Raw genomic sequence first — 14,514 nt, 5'->3', positions numbered from 1 at the left:
CCCGATGAGCGACTACCAGGTGCTGGAGATGGGCGGGCTCGACGAGTGGCGGGCGCACTACGGCGGGTTCACGCCCGACCGCTCGCGCGACGGGCGCCGCGTCGTCGACCACGACATGACGATGCAGTACATCGGCATGACCGCGAACGCGTTCGAGCCGGGTGAGCAGGCGGGCTACTGGCACTCGCACGCACGCGTCGAGGAGCTGTACGTCTTCCTTGCAGGCCGCGGACAGATGGGCCTCGACGACGACATCGTCGACGTCGGTCCTGGCACGGTCGTGCGAGTGGGTCAGGGCGTGTGGCGCACGTGGCGGGCGACGCCCGACAGCCCCGAGCAGCTGCGGTGGCTGTGCATCCGCGCCGGCGGCACCGAGCTGCCGCACCTCCCCGACGACAGCACGCGTGACAACGACCGCCCCTCCCCGTGGGGATGAGCGCGGCGGGTCAGACGATCAGCAGGTAGACCGCGCCCACGATCGTGAAGGCGATCACGAGCTTCTCGAAGACGGACTGCGGCATGCGGTCGGCGAGCCACCGGCCGAGGAACGCGGCGGCGACGACGAGCGGCACGAGCACGAGGTCGATGAGGATCCCCGGCACCGTGATGATGCCGATGCCGATCGAGAACGGCACCTTGAACAGGTTCACGATCGCGAAGAACCAGGCCGCCGTGCCGAGGAACGCCTTCACCTCGAAGCGGGCCGCGAGGAAGTACATCGACATCACGGGTCCGGCGGCGTTCGCGACCATGGTGGTGAAGCCGCCGAGGGTGCCGTAGGTCGCCGCCGCGACACGGTGCGAGCCCCCCGCCTCGACGCCCGAGGCGAACCGACGACGCAGCAGCGTGATGGCGATCACCGCCAGCAGGATCACGCCGATCGACTTCTTCACCCACACGTCGTCGGCGAACCACAGGAAGACGACGCCCAGCAGCACGCCCACCACGACCGCCGGTGCGAGCTTGATCAGGGTGCGCCAGTCCGCGTGCCGGCGATACATGGTCACGGCGAAGATGTCCGCGACGATGAGCAGCAGGAGCAGGACGCCGGTCGACTGCTTCGCCGGGAGCACAGCCGCGAAGATCGCGACGGCGATCGTCCCCGCACCGGGGACGGCGGTCTTCGACAGGCCCACGACGACGGCTCCGAGGCCGAGCAGGGCCCACGCCCACCACGCGAGTTCGGGCACGCTCACACTCCGGCGGCGGTGAGCGCCGCCTCGCCGAGAGCGGTCTGGCGCGCAGCATGCGTCATCCAGAGCGGCCGGACGAGCGGACGGATGCCGAGCCCGGCGACCTCGTCGGCGACGGCCTCGTCCTCCTCGGCGAGGAGCCACGCGTCGAGCAGCCCCCCGTTCCCGCGGGCGCCGTACAGACCGGCGACCGCCGTCGCGGAGGTCTCGACGCCGATCGCGGCGAGGCACACGTCGGCCATACCGCGGACGACCTTGCCGCCGATGATCGGCGAGACGCCGACGACGGGGGCCGGGGTCGCGCGCAGCGCCTCGCGCACGCCCGGCACGGCGAGGATCGGGCCGATCGACACGACCGGGTTCGAGGGGGCCAGCAGTACGGCGTCCGCCTGGGCGATCGCCTCTGCGACCCCGGGGGCGGCGGTGGCGTCGTCGATGCCGGGGTTCTCGAACCGCTCGGGCGCGAGGGTCGCGCGGTGCCGGGTCCACCACTCCTGGAAGTGCAGGCGCGTGCCGTCGTCGAGCACCACGACCGTGTCGACCTCGCTGTCGGTCATCGGCAGCAGGCGCGCGCCGAGGTCCCAGCGGTGCGACATGCGTTCCAGCACCTCGGCGGGCGTGAGCCCTTCGCGCAGCCAGCCGGTGCGGGCGAGATGCGTGCCGAGGTCGAGGTCGCCGAGGGTGAACCAGGGCCAGCCCGCGCCCCACTCCTGCAGTTCGTGGTTGACGCGTTCCGTGTCGCCCTGCCGGCCCCAGCCGCGCTCGGCGTCGTTGACGCCGGCGAGGGCGTAGGTGATCGAGTCCACGTCGGGCTGCAGCCGCACGCCGGAGAGCCAGATGTCGTCGCCGGTGTTGACCACGACGGTCAGCGCGGCGGCGGTGTCGTCGATGCCGCGGGCGCGCAGCGCGCCCCGGACGCCGAGGACGAAGCGGGAGCCGCCGACTCCGCCCGCGAGCACGACGATGCGGGGCGTGCCGGTCACAGGCGCGTCAGTTCCGGGTGTCGATGCCGCCGAGACGCGGGATCATGCCCGTCTTCGGGGCGAACTCGTCGGCCGCGTGAGGGAGGGAGAACTTGCCGACGGCGTCGATGAGGGCATCGACGGTCTGCGCGTCGGCCACGACGTCCACATCGAGGCCCGCGCGGCGCGCGTCCTTGGCGGTGCGCGGGCCGATCGCGGCGATCAGCGTGGTGTCGGGGATCTCGGGGAACTGCTCGTGCACCTGCTGCGCGACCGAGCCGCTGGTCACGAGGATCGCGTTGATGCGGCCCGAGTGCACGTCCTCGGCGATGCGCTCGGTGACGGGGACCCCCACCGTGCGGTAGGCGACGACGCTGCGGACGCGGTGCCCGGCCTCGGTCAGCATGCGGGTGAGGACCGGCTTCGCGATCTCGCTGCGGAGGGTGAGGATGTCGCGGGCCTCGGGCTCGAGACCGATGAGCTGCTCCGCCATGCCGGCCGCGGAGTTGTCGCGCTCGGGGACGAGGTCGACGCGATAGCCGACGGCGAGGAGCGCGGCAGCCGTGGTCTCGCCGACGGCGGCGACCTTCGTCGTCGCCGGGACGACCGCGCGGTAGGCGTAGAGGACGTCGACCGTCGTCGCGCTCGTGACCGTGAGCCACTCGAACTTGCCGGCGGCGAGGTCGGCGAGCGCCTGGTCGAGCGACGCCTGGTCGTTCGTGGGCGCGAAGTTGATGAGCGGGGCGATCACGGGGATCGCGCCCTGTCGGCGGAGAGTCGCTGCGACGCCGTCGCCCCAGGGGCCGCCACGGGGCACGAGGACGCGCCAGCCGGTCAGGGGTTTGACGGACTGGTGCTGTGCTGCGGCGGAATTCATAGGGGGGGTCGACTCTCGATGATGCTCAGTCGGCCGCCCAAAGAAGATCGAGGCAGCCGATGCGCGATTCGAATCGGGTTCGCGCGATCGGCAGCTAACGCATCATTGCACTGCCTTGCCTCCCGAGCATACCCCCGATCGCGCGAGGCGTTGCCTCCGCGCTGTGGACAGCGGGAATCCGGGCGGGATCAGCGCGTATAGAGGCGGACGAAGCCCCAGACCGCCGCGCCGATCGCGGCGGCGCCCACGACGACCGCGACCGCGGTGAGCGCGGGGTTGCGGCGATTGAACGCGCGGGCCTGCTCGACCCTCTCGTCGAGGGCGCGCTCGACCCGGCGGGGGACGTTCGCCTTCTCCTCGATGGCGGCGAGCGCCGCCTTGAGCTCGGTCCTCGCCTGCTCGACGGGGTCGCCGATCCCGAGGGGCACGGCGGTGCGAGGCAGCGCGACGGAGTTCTTCGACAGCGGCACGGGGGCGTCAGAGCTCATCGCGCACCTCCTTCACATCCAGGGCGATCGATTGGACCGGGTTGCGGCGCTCGCCGATCCGGCGGAAGTAGAGCACGCCGATGAACGCGAACACGGCCGTGACGATCAGCATCGCGAAGAACACGACGAGCGCCGACAGCCAGACGGGCCACCACGACGACAGTCCCGCGATCACGAACGTGCCGAACACCGGGACCGACCAGAACAGGACGAACAGCGCGGCGAAGACCCACAGGGCTCCCCATCCGCCGTCCTTCGCGGTCTTGGCGAGCCAGGCCTTCGCGGCGTCGATCTCCGCGATGACGAGGTTGCGGACGAGCTCCGGGATCTCACCCAGCAGGGTGAGCAGGCTGTCGTCCGCGCGGTCGCGGAAGCCGCGGGGGGTGGTCATCACGTCAAGCCCCGCCGCGACCGTTCTCGGAAGCGTCGTCGACGGCGTCCTCGACGGCGTCCTTCACGGCCTTCGCCGAGGTCTGAGCCGCCTTGCCGACGTCGTCGGCGGAGTCCTTGCCGACCTTGATGGCGGCGTCGAGCTTCTGCCCCGCAGTGCCCTTCGAGCCGGCGGCCTGCGTGACCTTCACGGCCGACTCCCACAGCGTCGACGGCAGCGCCATCGCCTGGGACTTGGCGAAGTCCTTCACCTTGCCGACCTGGCTCTGCACGGGCTCGGTGTTCCACACCTTCAGCCACTGCGTCTTGATCTGCTCGTAGCGTTCACGACCCGCGCGCGTACCGAGCACATACCCGATCGCGAGTCCGATGACGAGTCCAGCCTTGCCCTTCATGAGGTCTCCTCACGCTCGGTGTGACCTGACGACCATCCCAGGGTAGCCCTGTATGCCGATTCCGGCATCCACCCTTGACAGGGGCTCGGGCGAAGGGTTCACTCTGCCGCCTTGGCACCCCACAGAGCCTTGTGACGAAGGCGGTCGGCCTCTTCCTGAGCGTCGGCGACGACCTGCGCGAGGCCGCTTCCCGACAGCCACGCCCCGACGGCGGCGAGCCCCGGTGCGCGGGCGATCGCGGCGCGGGCGGCGTCGGTGCGCTCACGCCGCCCGAGGGTCGACGCGGGAGGGACGAGGGTGTACGCGTCGCGGCGCGCGCCGGCGACCCGGCCCTCGTCGAGCTGCACACCGAGGAGGACGGATGCCTCGGCCACGGCCATCACCGCCGCGTCGGCGTCGGACAATCCCTCGGTCGCCGGAGCGATGCCGGGAGCGCCGAACGCGACGCGCACGACGTGGCGCCCCGCACCCGCGTCCCGCGCCAGCCACTCCCACCGCACGGTCTCGTGGACGAGGCCGGTCGCGCGCGAACCGCCGGGGACGGCGTGGATATGGACGCCGCGTGGCGCCGCGTCGAGCTCGGGGGCGTCCACCACGAGCGTCACGACGTCGCGGGCGATGCCTGCGGCGGCGACGTCGGCGAACGCGGGCGTGCCGAGCGCGGCGGCGAGGAGCGCGCGCGCCGTGGTCTCGTCGGTCGCGACGATGACCGCGTCGGCGTCCAGCCGGTCCGGTGCGGCGGCTGCACCCTCGGGCGCGATCGTCGCGAGTTCCACCGTCCAGCGTCCGTCGCTGCGGGCGACACCCGTCGCCAGCGCGCCGGTGTGGATCGCGACCTCGCGCTCGGCGAGCCTCTCGGCGAGCGCGGCGGTGAGCTGCGGCATCCCACCGTCCAGTCCCTCGATCGACGCGCTCGCGGCATCGACGCGTACGTCGGCGACCGCACCGCCCAGCCACCCGGTGCGGGTGAGCGCGTTGCTGAGGCCGGGGGCGGCGACCTCGACGTCGACGTCGACGGGGTCGAGGCCGAAGCGGTCGATGGTGAGCGGTGCCACCAGGCGGTCCAGGACCTTGTCGCCCATGCGGCCGTGCACGAGCCGGCCGAGGCTGCGCTGGGCGCCGATCGTGAGCGGGGGACGCAGGCGATCGACGTACGCGCGCCACGTGCCGCCCCAGCCGATGATCCGGCGCACGCTCTCGTCCCACGGGTTGGCGGGGATTCCGAGCACCTGCTCGGCGGGCAGCGGCGCCGCCGCGCCCTTCGGCAGGCCCGCGATCCACTCGCGGTCGTCGCGCGGGCGCACGATCGCGGCATCCGGCAGCACTTCGTCGACGAGCCCGCGCACCGTGCCGCCGCGGGTCGACCAGCAGGTCACGCCGGTCTCGAGCTCGAGCCCCGCGATGCGGGCGGACCCGATCGTGCCGCCGAGGCGATCGGATGCCTCCACCAGCGTCACCGCCATGCCGACCTTGGCGCACTCCCACGCCGCGACGAGGCCGGCGATGCCGCCGCCGATGACGACCACGTGCGTCTCGCGGGCGTGCTCGACGAGGTCGTGGAACGGCTCGGGGGCGGCGCCCGCCGGCCCGGAGGGCCCAGGCGACCCGCCGGCGTCGGGAGCGGGCGTGGGGATGGTCACGGCATCCATCCTCCCATCCGCGAACTGTGCCGGCAGGGGCGGGCGGTGGGAGACTGGGCCGCATGACGCTCCACATCACGGGCGACGACGCCGCCGACCGCCTGCTCACCGACGACCCTCTCGCCCTGCTCATCGGCATGCTGCTCGACCAGCAGGTCGCGATGGAGACGGCATTCGCCGGACCGCTCAAGATCTCGGAGCGGGCCGGGACGCTGGATGCCGCGGCGATCGCGAGCTTCGAGCCCGAGGCGTTCACGGAGCTCTTCAAGGCGACGCCCGCGGTCCACCGCTTCCCCGGCTCGATGGCGGCACGCGTGCAGGCGCTCTGCGCGGCGGTCGAGCAGGACTGGGGCGGCGACGCATCGGCGATCTGGACACGCTCGGTTGCTGAGCCCGCCGAAGCGCCGGACGGTGCGACCGTGCTGAAGCGCCTGAAGGCCCTGCCGGGCTTCGGCGAGCAGAAGGCGAAGATCTTCCTGGCCCTCCTGGGCAAGCAGTACGGCTTCACCGGCGCCGGCTGGCGCGAGGCGGCCGGCGCGTACGGCGACGAGGGGTCGTTCCGCAGCGTGGCCGACATCGTCTCGCCGGAGTCGCTGACGAAGGTGCGCGAGCACAAGCGCGCGATGAAGGCCGCGGCCAAGGGCTGACAGGGAGACGGCGATGAAGAAGACCGGAGGGGACGTCGACGAGTTCGTCGCCGCGGTGCGGCCCGCGAAGCGGCAGCGCGACGCCGTCCGGATGATCGACCTTCTGCGCGAGGTGACGGGTCGCGAGCCGGAACTCTGGGGCACCATCATCGGCTTCGGCTCGTGCCACTACCGCTCGGCGGCCGGCAGCGAGGGCGACGCCCCGATCGCGGCGTTCTCGCCGCGGCGCGAATCCACGACGGTGTACACGCTGCGCACCGCCGCGCACGGCGAACGGCTCGCGAACCTGGGGCCGCACGAGACCGGCGTCAGCTGCCTGTACATCAAGGACCTCGACACGGTCGATGCCGGCGTGCTCCGCGAGATCGTCGCCGAGGACTACCGCCGCGTGCTCGCCGGCGAGACTGGCGACACGACCTACACCGTCACGGACTGACCGCCCGACCGGCCTCCCCGGCTGCCCGGGTCGCGAGTCCTAAGGTGGACGACGTGCGGCTGAGGTTCTTCGGAGGACTCGCGGCGGAGGCGGACGGCGCTCCGCTCGACATCCGCGGCCGCGGCCAGGAGGCACTGCTCTTCCGCCTCGCTCTCGACGCCGGAACGACGGTCGCGTACCGTTCGCTCGCCGAGGACGTCTGGCCCGACGACCTCCCCGAAGACCCCCGCGCCGCGCTGCAATCCCTCGCGTCGCGCCTGCGCCGCGGTCTTCCCGCGGGCACGCTCGAGGCCGTGCCCGGCGGGTACCGGCTGGCGGTCGCCCGCGAAGAGGTGGACCTCGCCCGGTTCCAGGACCTTGTGGCCCGCGCCCGGCGCGCGGCCGATCCTGCTGCCGCGGCGAGCGACGCGCGCGCGGCGCTGGACCTCTGGCGCGGCGACCCCTGGACCCCGGGTCAGGGCTTCGACTGGGTCGTGCGCGACCTCCTCGAGGACCGCGCCCACGCCGAGCGCATCCTTGCGGTGAGGGGAACGGATGCCGGGGATCCGGGCGCGGCACGCGGCGCCGAGGATTCCTCCGCCCCGGGTGTCGACGCGTCGGTGCCCGCAGCGCTGACTCCGCTGATCGGGCGCCGGCGCGAGCTCGAACTCATCGGGGATCAGCTCCGCGACGAGCGGCTGGTGACCCTGATCGGACCGGGCGGCGCGGGCAAGACGACCCTCGCGTTCGAGACCGCGCGGCGTGCCCCCGGTGCGGTGGTGGTCGAGCTCGCGCCGGCGGCGCCGGGCGAGGTGTGGGCGGCCGTCGCGGGAGCGGTGGGGCGCAGCATCCGCGTCGGCGAACTCGTCTCGACGAGCGCGCGCGACCGCGTCGCGGAGGCGCTGGCCGGACGCACCCTGCTCGTGGTGCTCGACAACTGCGAGCATGTGTCGGCGGAGGCCGCAGCGGTCGCGCTCGACGTGCTGCGCAGCGCTCCGGGGTCGCGGATCCTCGCCACCAGCCGCGAACCGCTGGGACTCGCCGGCGAGGCGTTCGTCGACCTCGGCCCGCTCCCCGACCGCGATGCCCGGGAACTGTTCTCGCGCCGGGTACGAGCCGCGCGCGGCTCTGCGCCGACGCCCGACGAGGAAGCCGCTGTCGAGCGCATCGTGACGCGCCTGGACGGTCTGCCGCTGGCGCTCGAGCTCGCCGCGGCGAAGTCCCGCACGCTCACGCTCGCCGAGATCGACAGCGGCCTCGACGACCGCTTCGCGCTGCTGGCGACCGGGCCGAAGGCCATCGAGGCGCGGCATCAGACGCTCCGGGCGCTGATCGACTGGAGCTGGGAGACGCTGACGGATGCTGAGCGCACCGCGCTGCGAGCCGCCGCGGTGTTCCCGGACGGGGTGGATGTACGCGACGTGCCGGCGATCGGCGACGCGTTCGACGTGGATGCCGACGCCTTCGACGGGCTCGTCGACAAGTCGCTGCTGCGGCGGTCGGACCGGCGGCTGCGGATGCTCGAGACGGTCCGCGAGTACGGCATCGATCGCCTGCGGACAGAGGGACGCGAGGCCGAGTTCCGCGCAGTGCAGGCGCGGGCGATGGCAGGGCTCGCGGCGCGCGAGGATGCGCGCTTGCGCGGACCCGAGGTGCGCGAGGCCCTCGCCTGGTTCGACGCCGACGACGAGAACCTCAGCGCCGCGCTGCGCGTCTGCGCCGACCAGCCGGGCATGGAGGACGTGGGCGTGCGACTCGTGCGCTCGTGCCTGTGGACGTGGCTGATGCGTGAGCGCTTCGAGGAGCTGCAGTCCGGCGTCATGCGGTTCGGCGAGGCCGCCGCGAGCCTCGACTCGGAAGCGGCCGTGGTGGTGCGCGCGATCGCGCTGCTCGGCAGCGCGTTCGCGCGGGACCTCGAGGACGCGGTCGAGGGTCCCTCGCGGCTCGACTCGGCGGCGGCGTCGTCGGCCGAGACCGGCGCTCCTACAGCGGGGAGCACCGACGCGCGTCCTGGCGAGCCGACCGCCGCGGGCCTCGCCCGTTTCGAGCGTGAAGTGCCTGCCGTGATCGAGGCCGCCGCCGTGCACCGCAGCGAACTCTCGGCAGCCCTCGGCCCGCTCCTGCGGGCCATCCTCGCCGCCGCGCAGAACCACCGACCGGGCGCGCCGTGGTCGCGGAACGTCACCATCGGCGACGAAGGACTCGAGGACGCCCCCACGTGGACCCTCGCCCTGATCAGCATGCTGCGATCGGCGATCGCGCAGAACGGCGGCGACAACCAGACCCTCGGCGCCGAGAGCGAGAAGGCGGTGTCGACGTTCCGCGAGCTCGGTGACGTCTGGGGCACCGCGTTCGCGAGCCAGATGCGGTCGGAGTGGCTCCAGCTGGCGGGCCGGCTCGACGAGGCGCTCGCCGTCGCGGACGCCTCGTCGGCCGGCCTCCTCGGCCTCACGTCCGTGACCGACCTCGTCCAGCAGCGGTCGCAGAGCATCGGCCTGCTGCTGCGGCTCGGCCGCCTCGACGAGGCACGGGCGCGACTGCACGAGTCGCAGGAGCTCGCCCGGACGAAGGACTCGCCGCGCGCGATCGCGCAGACCGACATGGACGCAGCGGCCATCGAGATCGCGGTCGGCGACGGGGCGGCGGCTCTGCGCCACCTCGACATCGTCGCCGCCGAGATGCTGCCCTCGTTCCCGGATCAGCTGATCGCGTGGTCGCGCTCGCGGCGGGCGCAGGCCCTCCTCCTGGAAGGGCGGGTAGATGAGGCGCACGCTGCCCTCGCCGAGGCGCTCCCGGCTGCCGCCCGCAGCGGCGACCACCCCATCGTCGCGGACGTCGCCGTGTCGATCGCCGGCTGGCTCGCGACGACGGGACGGGATGCCGACGCCCGGCGCTCCCTCGTCGCCGCAGCGCGCCTGCGGGGCGGGGTCGACGCGTCCGACCCGTTCCTTCGCGTGATGCGCGAGCGCCTCGGGAACGACGTGCTGCTGCCGGATGCCACCGCGCTCACGTCCCGGGCGGATTCGGACGGTGACGACGACATCGCCGCACTCGTCGCGCTGCTCGGCTGAGCGCGACCGACCCCGCGGGGCGGAGCTGCGCCGGCCCGAGGCATCCGTTGACAGCACGTGATCTCCCCGAGCGCACACGATCCTCGCGCGCACGACATGTGCACTCGGCGAGAGCACATGAAGCGCGCGGCCACTCCCGCGATTCCGCCCGGCCCGCCGACACGACCCGCACCCACGTCAGAGGGCCGGGGCAGCTCCCGCCACCCCGGCCCTTCCTACCCCGCCCGTCGTCAGAGCCGCGGGCCGCGGCTGGGCCCACGCGCCCGGAGGCTCCGGCCGCCGCGCCAGCGGCGACCGGAGGGGGCGTGGGGACCGTTCACGCCTTCCGCATGTACGCCCGCACCGTGAGGGGCGCGAACACCGCCACGATCACGGCCGCGCCCAGCAGTGCGGTGAAGACGTCGGCCGTCACCGTGCCCTCGTTGACGAGCCCGCGCACGGCGGTCACCAGGTGGGACACCGGGTTCGCCTCGACGAACCACTGCAGCCAGTCGGGCATCGTGTCCGCCGGGACGAACGCGTTCGAGAGGAACGTCAGCGGGAACAGGATGAGCATCGAGATGCCCTGCACGCTCGAGGCGGTGCGCGCGATCACGCCGAAGAAGGCGAAGATCCAGCTCATCGCCCACGAGCAGGCGATCACGAGGAGCCCGGCCGCAACGACCCCCGCCAGCCCGCCGCCCGGCCGGAAGCCCATGATGAAGCCCATCGTGAAGGTGAGCGTCGTGGCGATCGTGTAGCGCAGGGTGTCGGCCAGCAGCGCGCCCGACAGCGGCGCGATGCGCGCGATCGGGAGCGAGCGGAAGCGGTCGAACACGCCCTTGTCCATGTCTTCGCGCAGCTGCACCCCTGTGACGACGGAGGTCGTGATCACGGTCTGCACGAGGATGCCCGGGATGATGATCGGCAGGTAGTTCTGCACGTCGCCGGCGATCGCGCCGCCGAAGATGTACGTGAACATCAGCGTGAAGATGATCGGCTGCACGGTCACGTCGATGAGCTGCTCGGGGGTGCGCCGGATCTTCAGGATGCCGCGCCACGCCATGGTGAGGGTGTTGCGCACCGTCAGGCCGAGCGTCGAGCGGTTCGAGAGGTCGCGGTCGGCGACCGGGGTGATGGGGGTCGCGATGGCGGTCATGCGCGGGCTCCTTCGAGTTCGTCGGCCGTCGCGTGCGCGGCCTCGTCGCCTTCCGGCACGCCCTTGCCTGTGAGGGTGAGGAAGACCTCGTCGAGCGACGGCTGCTGCACGCTGAGCTCTTCGAGGTGCAGATCGGCGTCGCGGAACGCCACGAGCAGGTCGGCGACGCGATCGGGGTCGCTCATCGGCACGGTGAGACGCGCGGCCTCGGGCGAGACGATGGCCGTCACACCGAGCACGCGCGAGATCTCGCGCTGCGCCTCGACGATGTCGGATCCCGCACGCAGCCGCAGCAGCAGCGAGGACTGACCGACAGATGCCTTGAGCTCGAGCGCCGTGCCCTCGGCGACCACGGTGCCGCGGTCGATGACGGCGATGCGGTCGGCGAGCTGGTCGGCTTCGTCGAGGTACTGCGTCGTGAGCAGCACCGTCGACCCCGTCGCCACGAGCCGGCGGATCGTGTCCCACATCTGCCCGCGGGTGCGGGGGTCCAGGCCCGTGGTCGGCTCGTCGAGGAAGATCAGCGGAGGCTGGGCGATGAGGGATGCCGCGAGGTCGAGGCGGCGGCGCATGCCGCCGGAGAACTTCGCGAGAGGCCGGGTGGCGGCCTCGGTGAGCGAGAACTCCTCGAGGAGCTCTCCGGCCTTGCGCTTCGCGTCGATGCGCGAGAGCCCGAGGAGGCGGCCGAAGATCACGAGGTTCTCGGTGGCCGAGAGCGTCTCGTCGACGGACGCGAACTGGCCGGTGAGACCGATGAGCTGGCGCACGATCTGCGGGTGGCGCACGACGTCGTAGCCGAAGATCTCGGCCTTCCCGGCGTCGGGGCGCAGCAGGGTGGCCAGCATGCTGATGGTGGTGGTCTTGCCCGCGCCGTTGGGGCCGAGCACACCGTAGACGGTGCCGGCTTCGACGGTCAGATCGACGCCGTCGACCGCGCGGTTGGCGCCGAAGCTCTTGACGAGGCCTTCGGCGCGGACCGCGGGGGTGCGGGATGCGGAACTGGTGATGGTCATGGGATTCGCCTTTCGACGTCACCCAGCGTGCGCCCCGGGCATTGTCACCCCGCTGTCGCGCGCGGCGTCCCGCTGTCACCGCGCTGTCATCGTGCTGTCGAGAGGGACGGATGCCTCGACACCACGCCTGCGGAGCGCGTTTTCCACATCCGGTCCCCGGATTGGACACCGGGTCCCAACCGCTGGCTAGGGTGGAAGGACCCGCCCGCACCGCACCCTTGCAGGAGACACCGTGCTGCCCTTCCTGATCGTCGGAGGCGTCGGCCTCGCCGTGCTGCTGATCTCGCTCATCGTCGGCGACATCTTCGACCACTTCGACATCGGCGACGGCGCCATCTCGGGCACCGCCCTGGGCATCGCGGCCGTCGTGTTCGGGGCATCCGGCGCCCTCACCACCACGAACGGGCTCGACACGCTCTGGGCGTACGTGCTCGCCGCGGTGCTGGCGGTCATCGCCTACGTCATCGCCGTGCTCTTCGTGAAGCGGCTGACGAAGAGCTCGGACGGCGTGCCGGCGTCGGCGCTCGGCCTGTCGGGCGTCACGCGCTCGACGGTCTCCCCGGCCGGCGGCGAGGTCAGCCTCGACGGTCCGCACGAGGTCGAGCGACGCCTCGCCTACGCGGACGACACCATCGCCGAGGGCGTGCGCGTGCGCGTCATCGAGCACGCCGGCACCCGCGTCAAGGTCGTCGCGGAGTAGATCCCCACCGCGGGCCGGGTCGGGAACCCCGGGTCGCGGCATCCCACGAGAAAGGTCGTCCATGACGAACGAACTCATCCAGATCATCGCGGTCGTCGCCCTCATCGTGGCGGTGCTCGGACTGATCACCTTCATCGCACGGCGCATCCGCCGCGTCCCTCCGAACGAGGCGCTCGTGATCGTCGGACGCGGGGCCGGCCGCCCGGCACCCGGCGAGACCGGCAGCGGCCAGCGCGTCGTGATCGGCGGTCGCACGTTCGTGTGGCCGATCCTGCAGCAGGGCTTCTCCATCTCGCTCGAGCAGCGCCAGATCGGCATCACCGTCGAGGGCGTCGACAAGAACCGCATCAAGATCGCGATCAAGGCCTCGATCAACTTCAAGGTCTCGGGCACGGAGGACGGCGTGCGCCGCGCCGCACAGCGCTTCCTCTCGCAGCAGGACCTCCTCACCGAGATCATCAAGGAGTCGCTCGAAGGCTCGCTGCGCTCGATCGTCGGCGACATGACCATCGAGCAGATCATCTCCGACCGCAAGAGCCTCTCCGACCGCGTCGTCGCCGAGACCAAGGCCGACCTCGTCGAGCAGGGCCTGCAGGTCGACCTCCTCAACATCAGCGACATCTCCACGCCCGGCAGCGACTACCTCGCCAACCTCGGTCGCGCCGAGGCCGCCCGCGCCCGCCAGGTCGCCGAGATCAGCGAGGCCGAGGCATCCCGCGCCAGCGAGTTCGCGCGCATCGAGGCGTCGGAGCAGATCGCGGAGCGCCAGAAGGCTCTCGCCCTCAAGCAGGCCACGATCAAGGCCGAGACCGACCGCGCGAACGCCGAAGCGCAGGCCTCCGGCCAGCTCGCCACCGCCGAGCAGGACAAGCTCGTCGCCGTGCAGGAGCGCGAGGCCCTCACCGAGCAGGCGCTCGTGACGCAGGAGCGCCTCGACATCGAGATCCGCAAGCCCGCCGAGGCGCAGGCCTACGCCGAGGTGCAGCGCGCGACGGCCCTCCGTGACGCGGCCAACGCCGCGACCGAGGCCGACGCGTTCAAGCGCACCAAGATCGCCGAGGCGAACAAGGTCGCCGCCGTGCAGGACGCCGAAGCCGCCGCGACCGCGGTGCGCTTCTCGGGTGAGGCCGAGCGCGACAAGCAGGTCGCCCTCGCCGCCGGCATCAAGGCCGAGGGTGAGGCCCGCGCCTCGGCGATCCAGGCCGAGGGTCTCGCCGAGGCCGCCTCGACCGACGCGAAGGCGCTCGCGCTGCAGAAGTACGGGGAGGCCGCGCTCGCGCAGGAGATCATCTCGCGCCTGCCCGACATCGTGCGGGCCGCGGCCGAGCCGATCGCCTCGATCGACAAGCTCACGGTCGTCTCGACCGACGGCGCATCCGAGATGACGAAGACCGTCGGACGCGTGCTCGGCGAGGGCACCGAGGTCGTGAAGGGCCTCACCGGCCTCGACCTCACCACGCTGCTGCAGGCCTTCGCGCTGAAGACCGCCGGGGCCGACGCGCTGTCCGCAGCCGGCGATGCGGGCACAGCTGCGAAGAACGCCGCGAAGGATGCCGCCGCCGCGATCGGCGGCTGACCCCTTCTG

The 14,514-nt window shown here is 72.4% G+C and carries 15 protein-coding genes; 6 read left to right on the top strand and 9 right to left on the bottom strand.

What is annotated here, in order from left to right; all coding sequences use genetic code 11:
- Window positions 1-4 precede the first annotated feature (4 nt).
- On the top strand, window positions 5-436 hold the full coding sequence (locus tag ACFC1K_RS04205; protein ID WP_310286226.1) for a cupin domain-containing protein: 432 nt from the start codon (window positions 5-7) through the stop codon (window positions 434-436).
- A gap of 10 nt (window positions 437-446) precedes the next feature.
- On the opposite strand, the gene ACFC1K_RS04200 is transcribed toward ACFC1K_RS04205, so the two are convergent.
- The 7 genes from ACFC1K_RS04200 to ACFC1K_RS04170 all read right to left on the bottom strand — a co-directional run bounded on the left by ACFC1K_RS04200 (window position 447) and on the right by ACFC1K_RS04170 (window position 5,945).
- Window positions 447-1,190: a sulfite exporter TauE/SafE family protein gene (locus ACFC1K_RS04200; protein WP_056366501.1), complete on the bottom strand. Its 744-nt coding sequence runs from the start codon at window positions 1,188-1,190 to the stop codon at window positions 447-449.
- A gap of 2 nt (window positions 1,191-1,192) precedes the next feature.
- Window positions 1,193-2,176, bottom strand: coding sequence for a 2-phospho-L-lactate transferase (gene cofD / locus ACFC1K_RS04195; protein WP_375870567.1), 984 nt, complete (start codon window positions 2,174-2,176; stop codon window positions 1,193-1,195).
- Between the two features lie 7 nt (window positions 2,177-2,183).
- Window positions 2,184-3,032 (bottom strand): uroporphyrinogen-III synthase, encoded by an 849-nt coding sequence (locus ACFC1K_RS04190; protein ID WP_310286230.1) that lies wholly within the window; start codon window positions 3,030-3,032, stop codon window positions 2,184-2,186.
- Between the two features lie 188 nt (window positions 3,033-3,220).
- Window positions 3,221-3,520 (bottom strand): hypothetical protein, encoded by a 300-nt coding sequence (locus tag ACFC1K_RS04185; RefSeq protein WP_310286231.1) that lies wholly within the window; start codon window positions 3,518-3,520, stop codon window positions 3,221-3,223.
- On the bottom strand, window positions 3,510-3,911 hold the full coding sequence (locus ACFC1K_RS04180) for a phage holin family protein (protein WP_310286232.1): 402 nt from the start codon (window positions 3,909-3,911) through the stop codon (window positions 3,510-3,512). Before ACFC1K_RS04180 ends, ACFC1K_RS04185 begins: the two co-directional genes overlap by 11 nt.
- A 4-nt stretch (window positions 3,912-3,915) precedes the next feature.
- Complete coding sequence (locus ACFC1K_RS04175) at window positions 3,916-4,305, bottom strand: hypothetical protein (protein WP_375870566.1); 390 nt, start codon at window positions 4,303-4,305, stop codon at window positions 3,916-3,918.
- A 98-nt stretch (window positions 4,306-4,403) separates the two neighbouring features.
- Complete coding sequence (locus tag ACFC1K_RS04170) at window positions 4,404-5,945, bottom strand: protoporphyrinogen/coproporphyrinogen oxidase (protein ID WP_375870565.1); 1,542 nt, start codon at window positions 5,943-5,945, stop codon at window positions 4,404-4,406.
- Between the two features lie 62 nt (window positions 5,946-6,007).
- Here ACFC1K_RS04170 and ACFC1K_RS04165 point away from each other — a divergent pair, with 62 nt between their 5' ends.
- The 3 genes from ACFC1K_RS04165 to ACFC1K_RS04155 are packed head-to-tail and all read left to right on the top strand — an operon-like array spanning window position 6,008 to window position 10,078.
- The gene (locus tag ACFC1K_RS04165; RefSeq protein WP_375870564.1) at window positions 6,008-6,592 is read left to right on the top strand and encodes an HhH-GPD-type base excision DNA repair protein; all 585 of its coding nucleotides are present in this window, start codon (window positions 6,008-6,010) and stop codon (window positions 6,590-6,592) included.
- Between the two features lie 13 nt (window positions 6,593-6,605).
- Window positions 6,606-7,028, top strand: a complete 423-nt coding sequence (locus ACFC1K_RS04160) for a DUF1801 domain-containing protein (protein WP_375870563.1) — start codon at window positions 6,606-6,608, stop codon at window positions 7,026-7,028.
- Between the two features lie 53 nt (window positions 7,029-7,081).
- A complete protein-coding gene (locus ACFC1K_RS04155; RefSeq protein WP_375870562.1) occupies window positions 7,082-10,078 on the top strand; it encodes an ATPase in 2,997 nt (998 codons plus the stop codon).
- A gap of 316 nt (window positions 10,079-10,394) precedes the next feature.
- Here the strand turns inward: ACFC1K_RS04155 and ACFC1K_RS04150 are convergent, their stop codons facing one another.
- Both ACFC1K_RS04150 and ACFC1K_RS04145 read right to left on the bottom strand, forming a co-directional pair.
- Window positions 10,395-11,216 carry an ABC transporter permease gene (locus ACFC1K_RS04150; RefSeq protein ID WP_375870561.1) on the bottom strand — a complete coding sequence of 274 codons (822 nt, stop codon included), beginning with the start codon at window positions 11,214-11,216 and terminating at the stop codon, window positions 10,395-10,397.
- Window positions 11,213-12,229 carry an ATP-binding cassette domain-containing protein gene (locus ACFC1K_RS04145; RefSeq protein WP_375870560.1) on the bottom strand — a complete coding sequence of 339 codons (1,017 nt, stop codon included), beginning with the start codon at window positions 12,227-12,229 and terminating at the stop codon, window positions 11,213-11,215. Before ACFC1K_RS04145 ends, ACFC1K_RS04150 begins: the two co-directional genes overlap by 4 nt.
- A gap of 232 nt (window positions 12,230-12,461) precedes the next feature.
- Here ACFC1K_RS04145 and ACFC1K_RS04140 point away from each other — a divergent pair, with 232 nt between their 5' ends.
- On the top strand, window positions 12,462-12,929 hold the full coding sequence (locus tag ACFC1K_RS04140; protein ID WP_310286247.1) for an NfeD family protein: 468 nt from the start codon (window positions 12,462-12,464) through the stop codon (window positions 12,927-12,929).
- Between the two features lie 61 nt (window positions 12,930-12,990).
- Window positions 12,991-14,505 carry a flotillin family protein gene (locus ACFC1K_RS04135; protein ID WP_375870559.1) on the top strand — a complete coding sequence of 505 codons (1,515 nt, stop codon included), beginning with the start codon at window positions 12,991-12,993 and terminating at the stop codon, window positions 14,503-14,505.
- The last annotated feature ends 9 nt before the right edge of the window (window positions 14,506-14,514 follow it).

This window comes from Microbacterium sp. NPDC056057 (assembly GCF_042266945.1).
GTDB lineage: Bacteria > Actinomycetota > Actinomycetes > Actinomycetales > Microbacteriaceae > Microbacterium > Microbacterium trichothecenolyticum_C.
The sequence above is the reverse complement of the archived record's forward strand: the minus strand, read 5'-3'. Positions and strand labels throughout refer to the sequence as shown.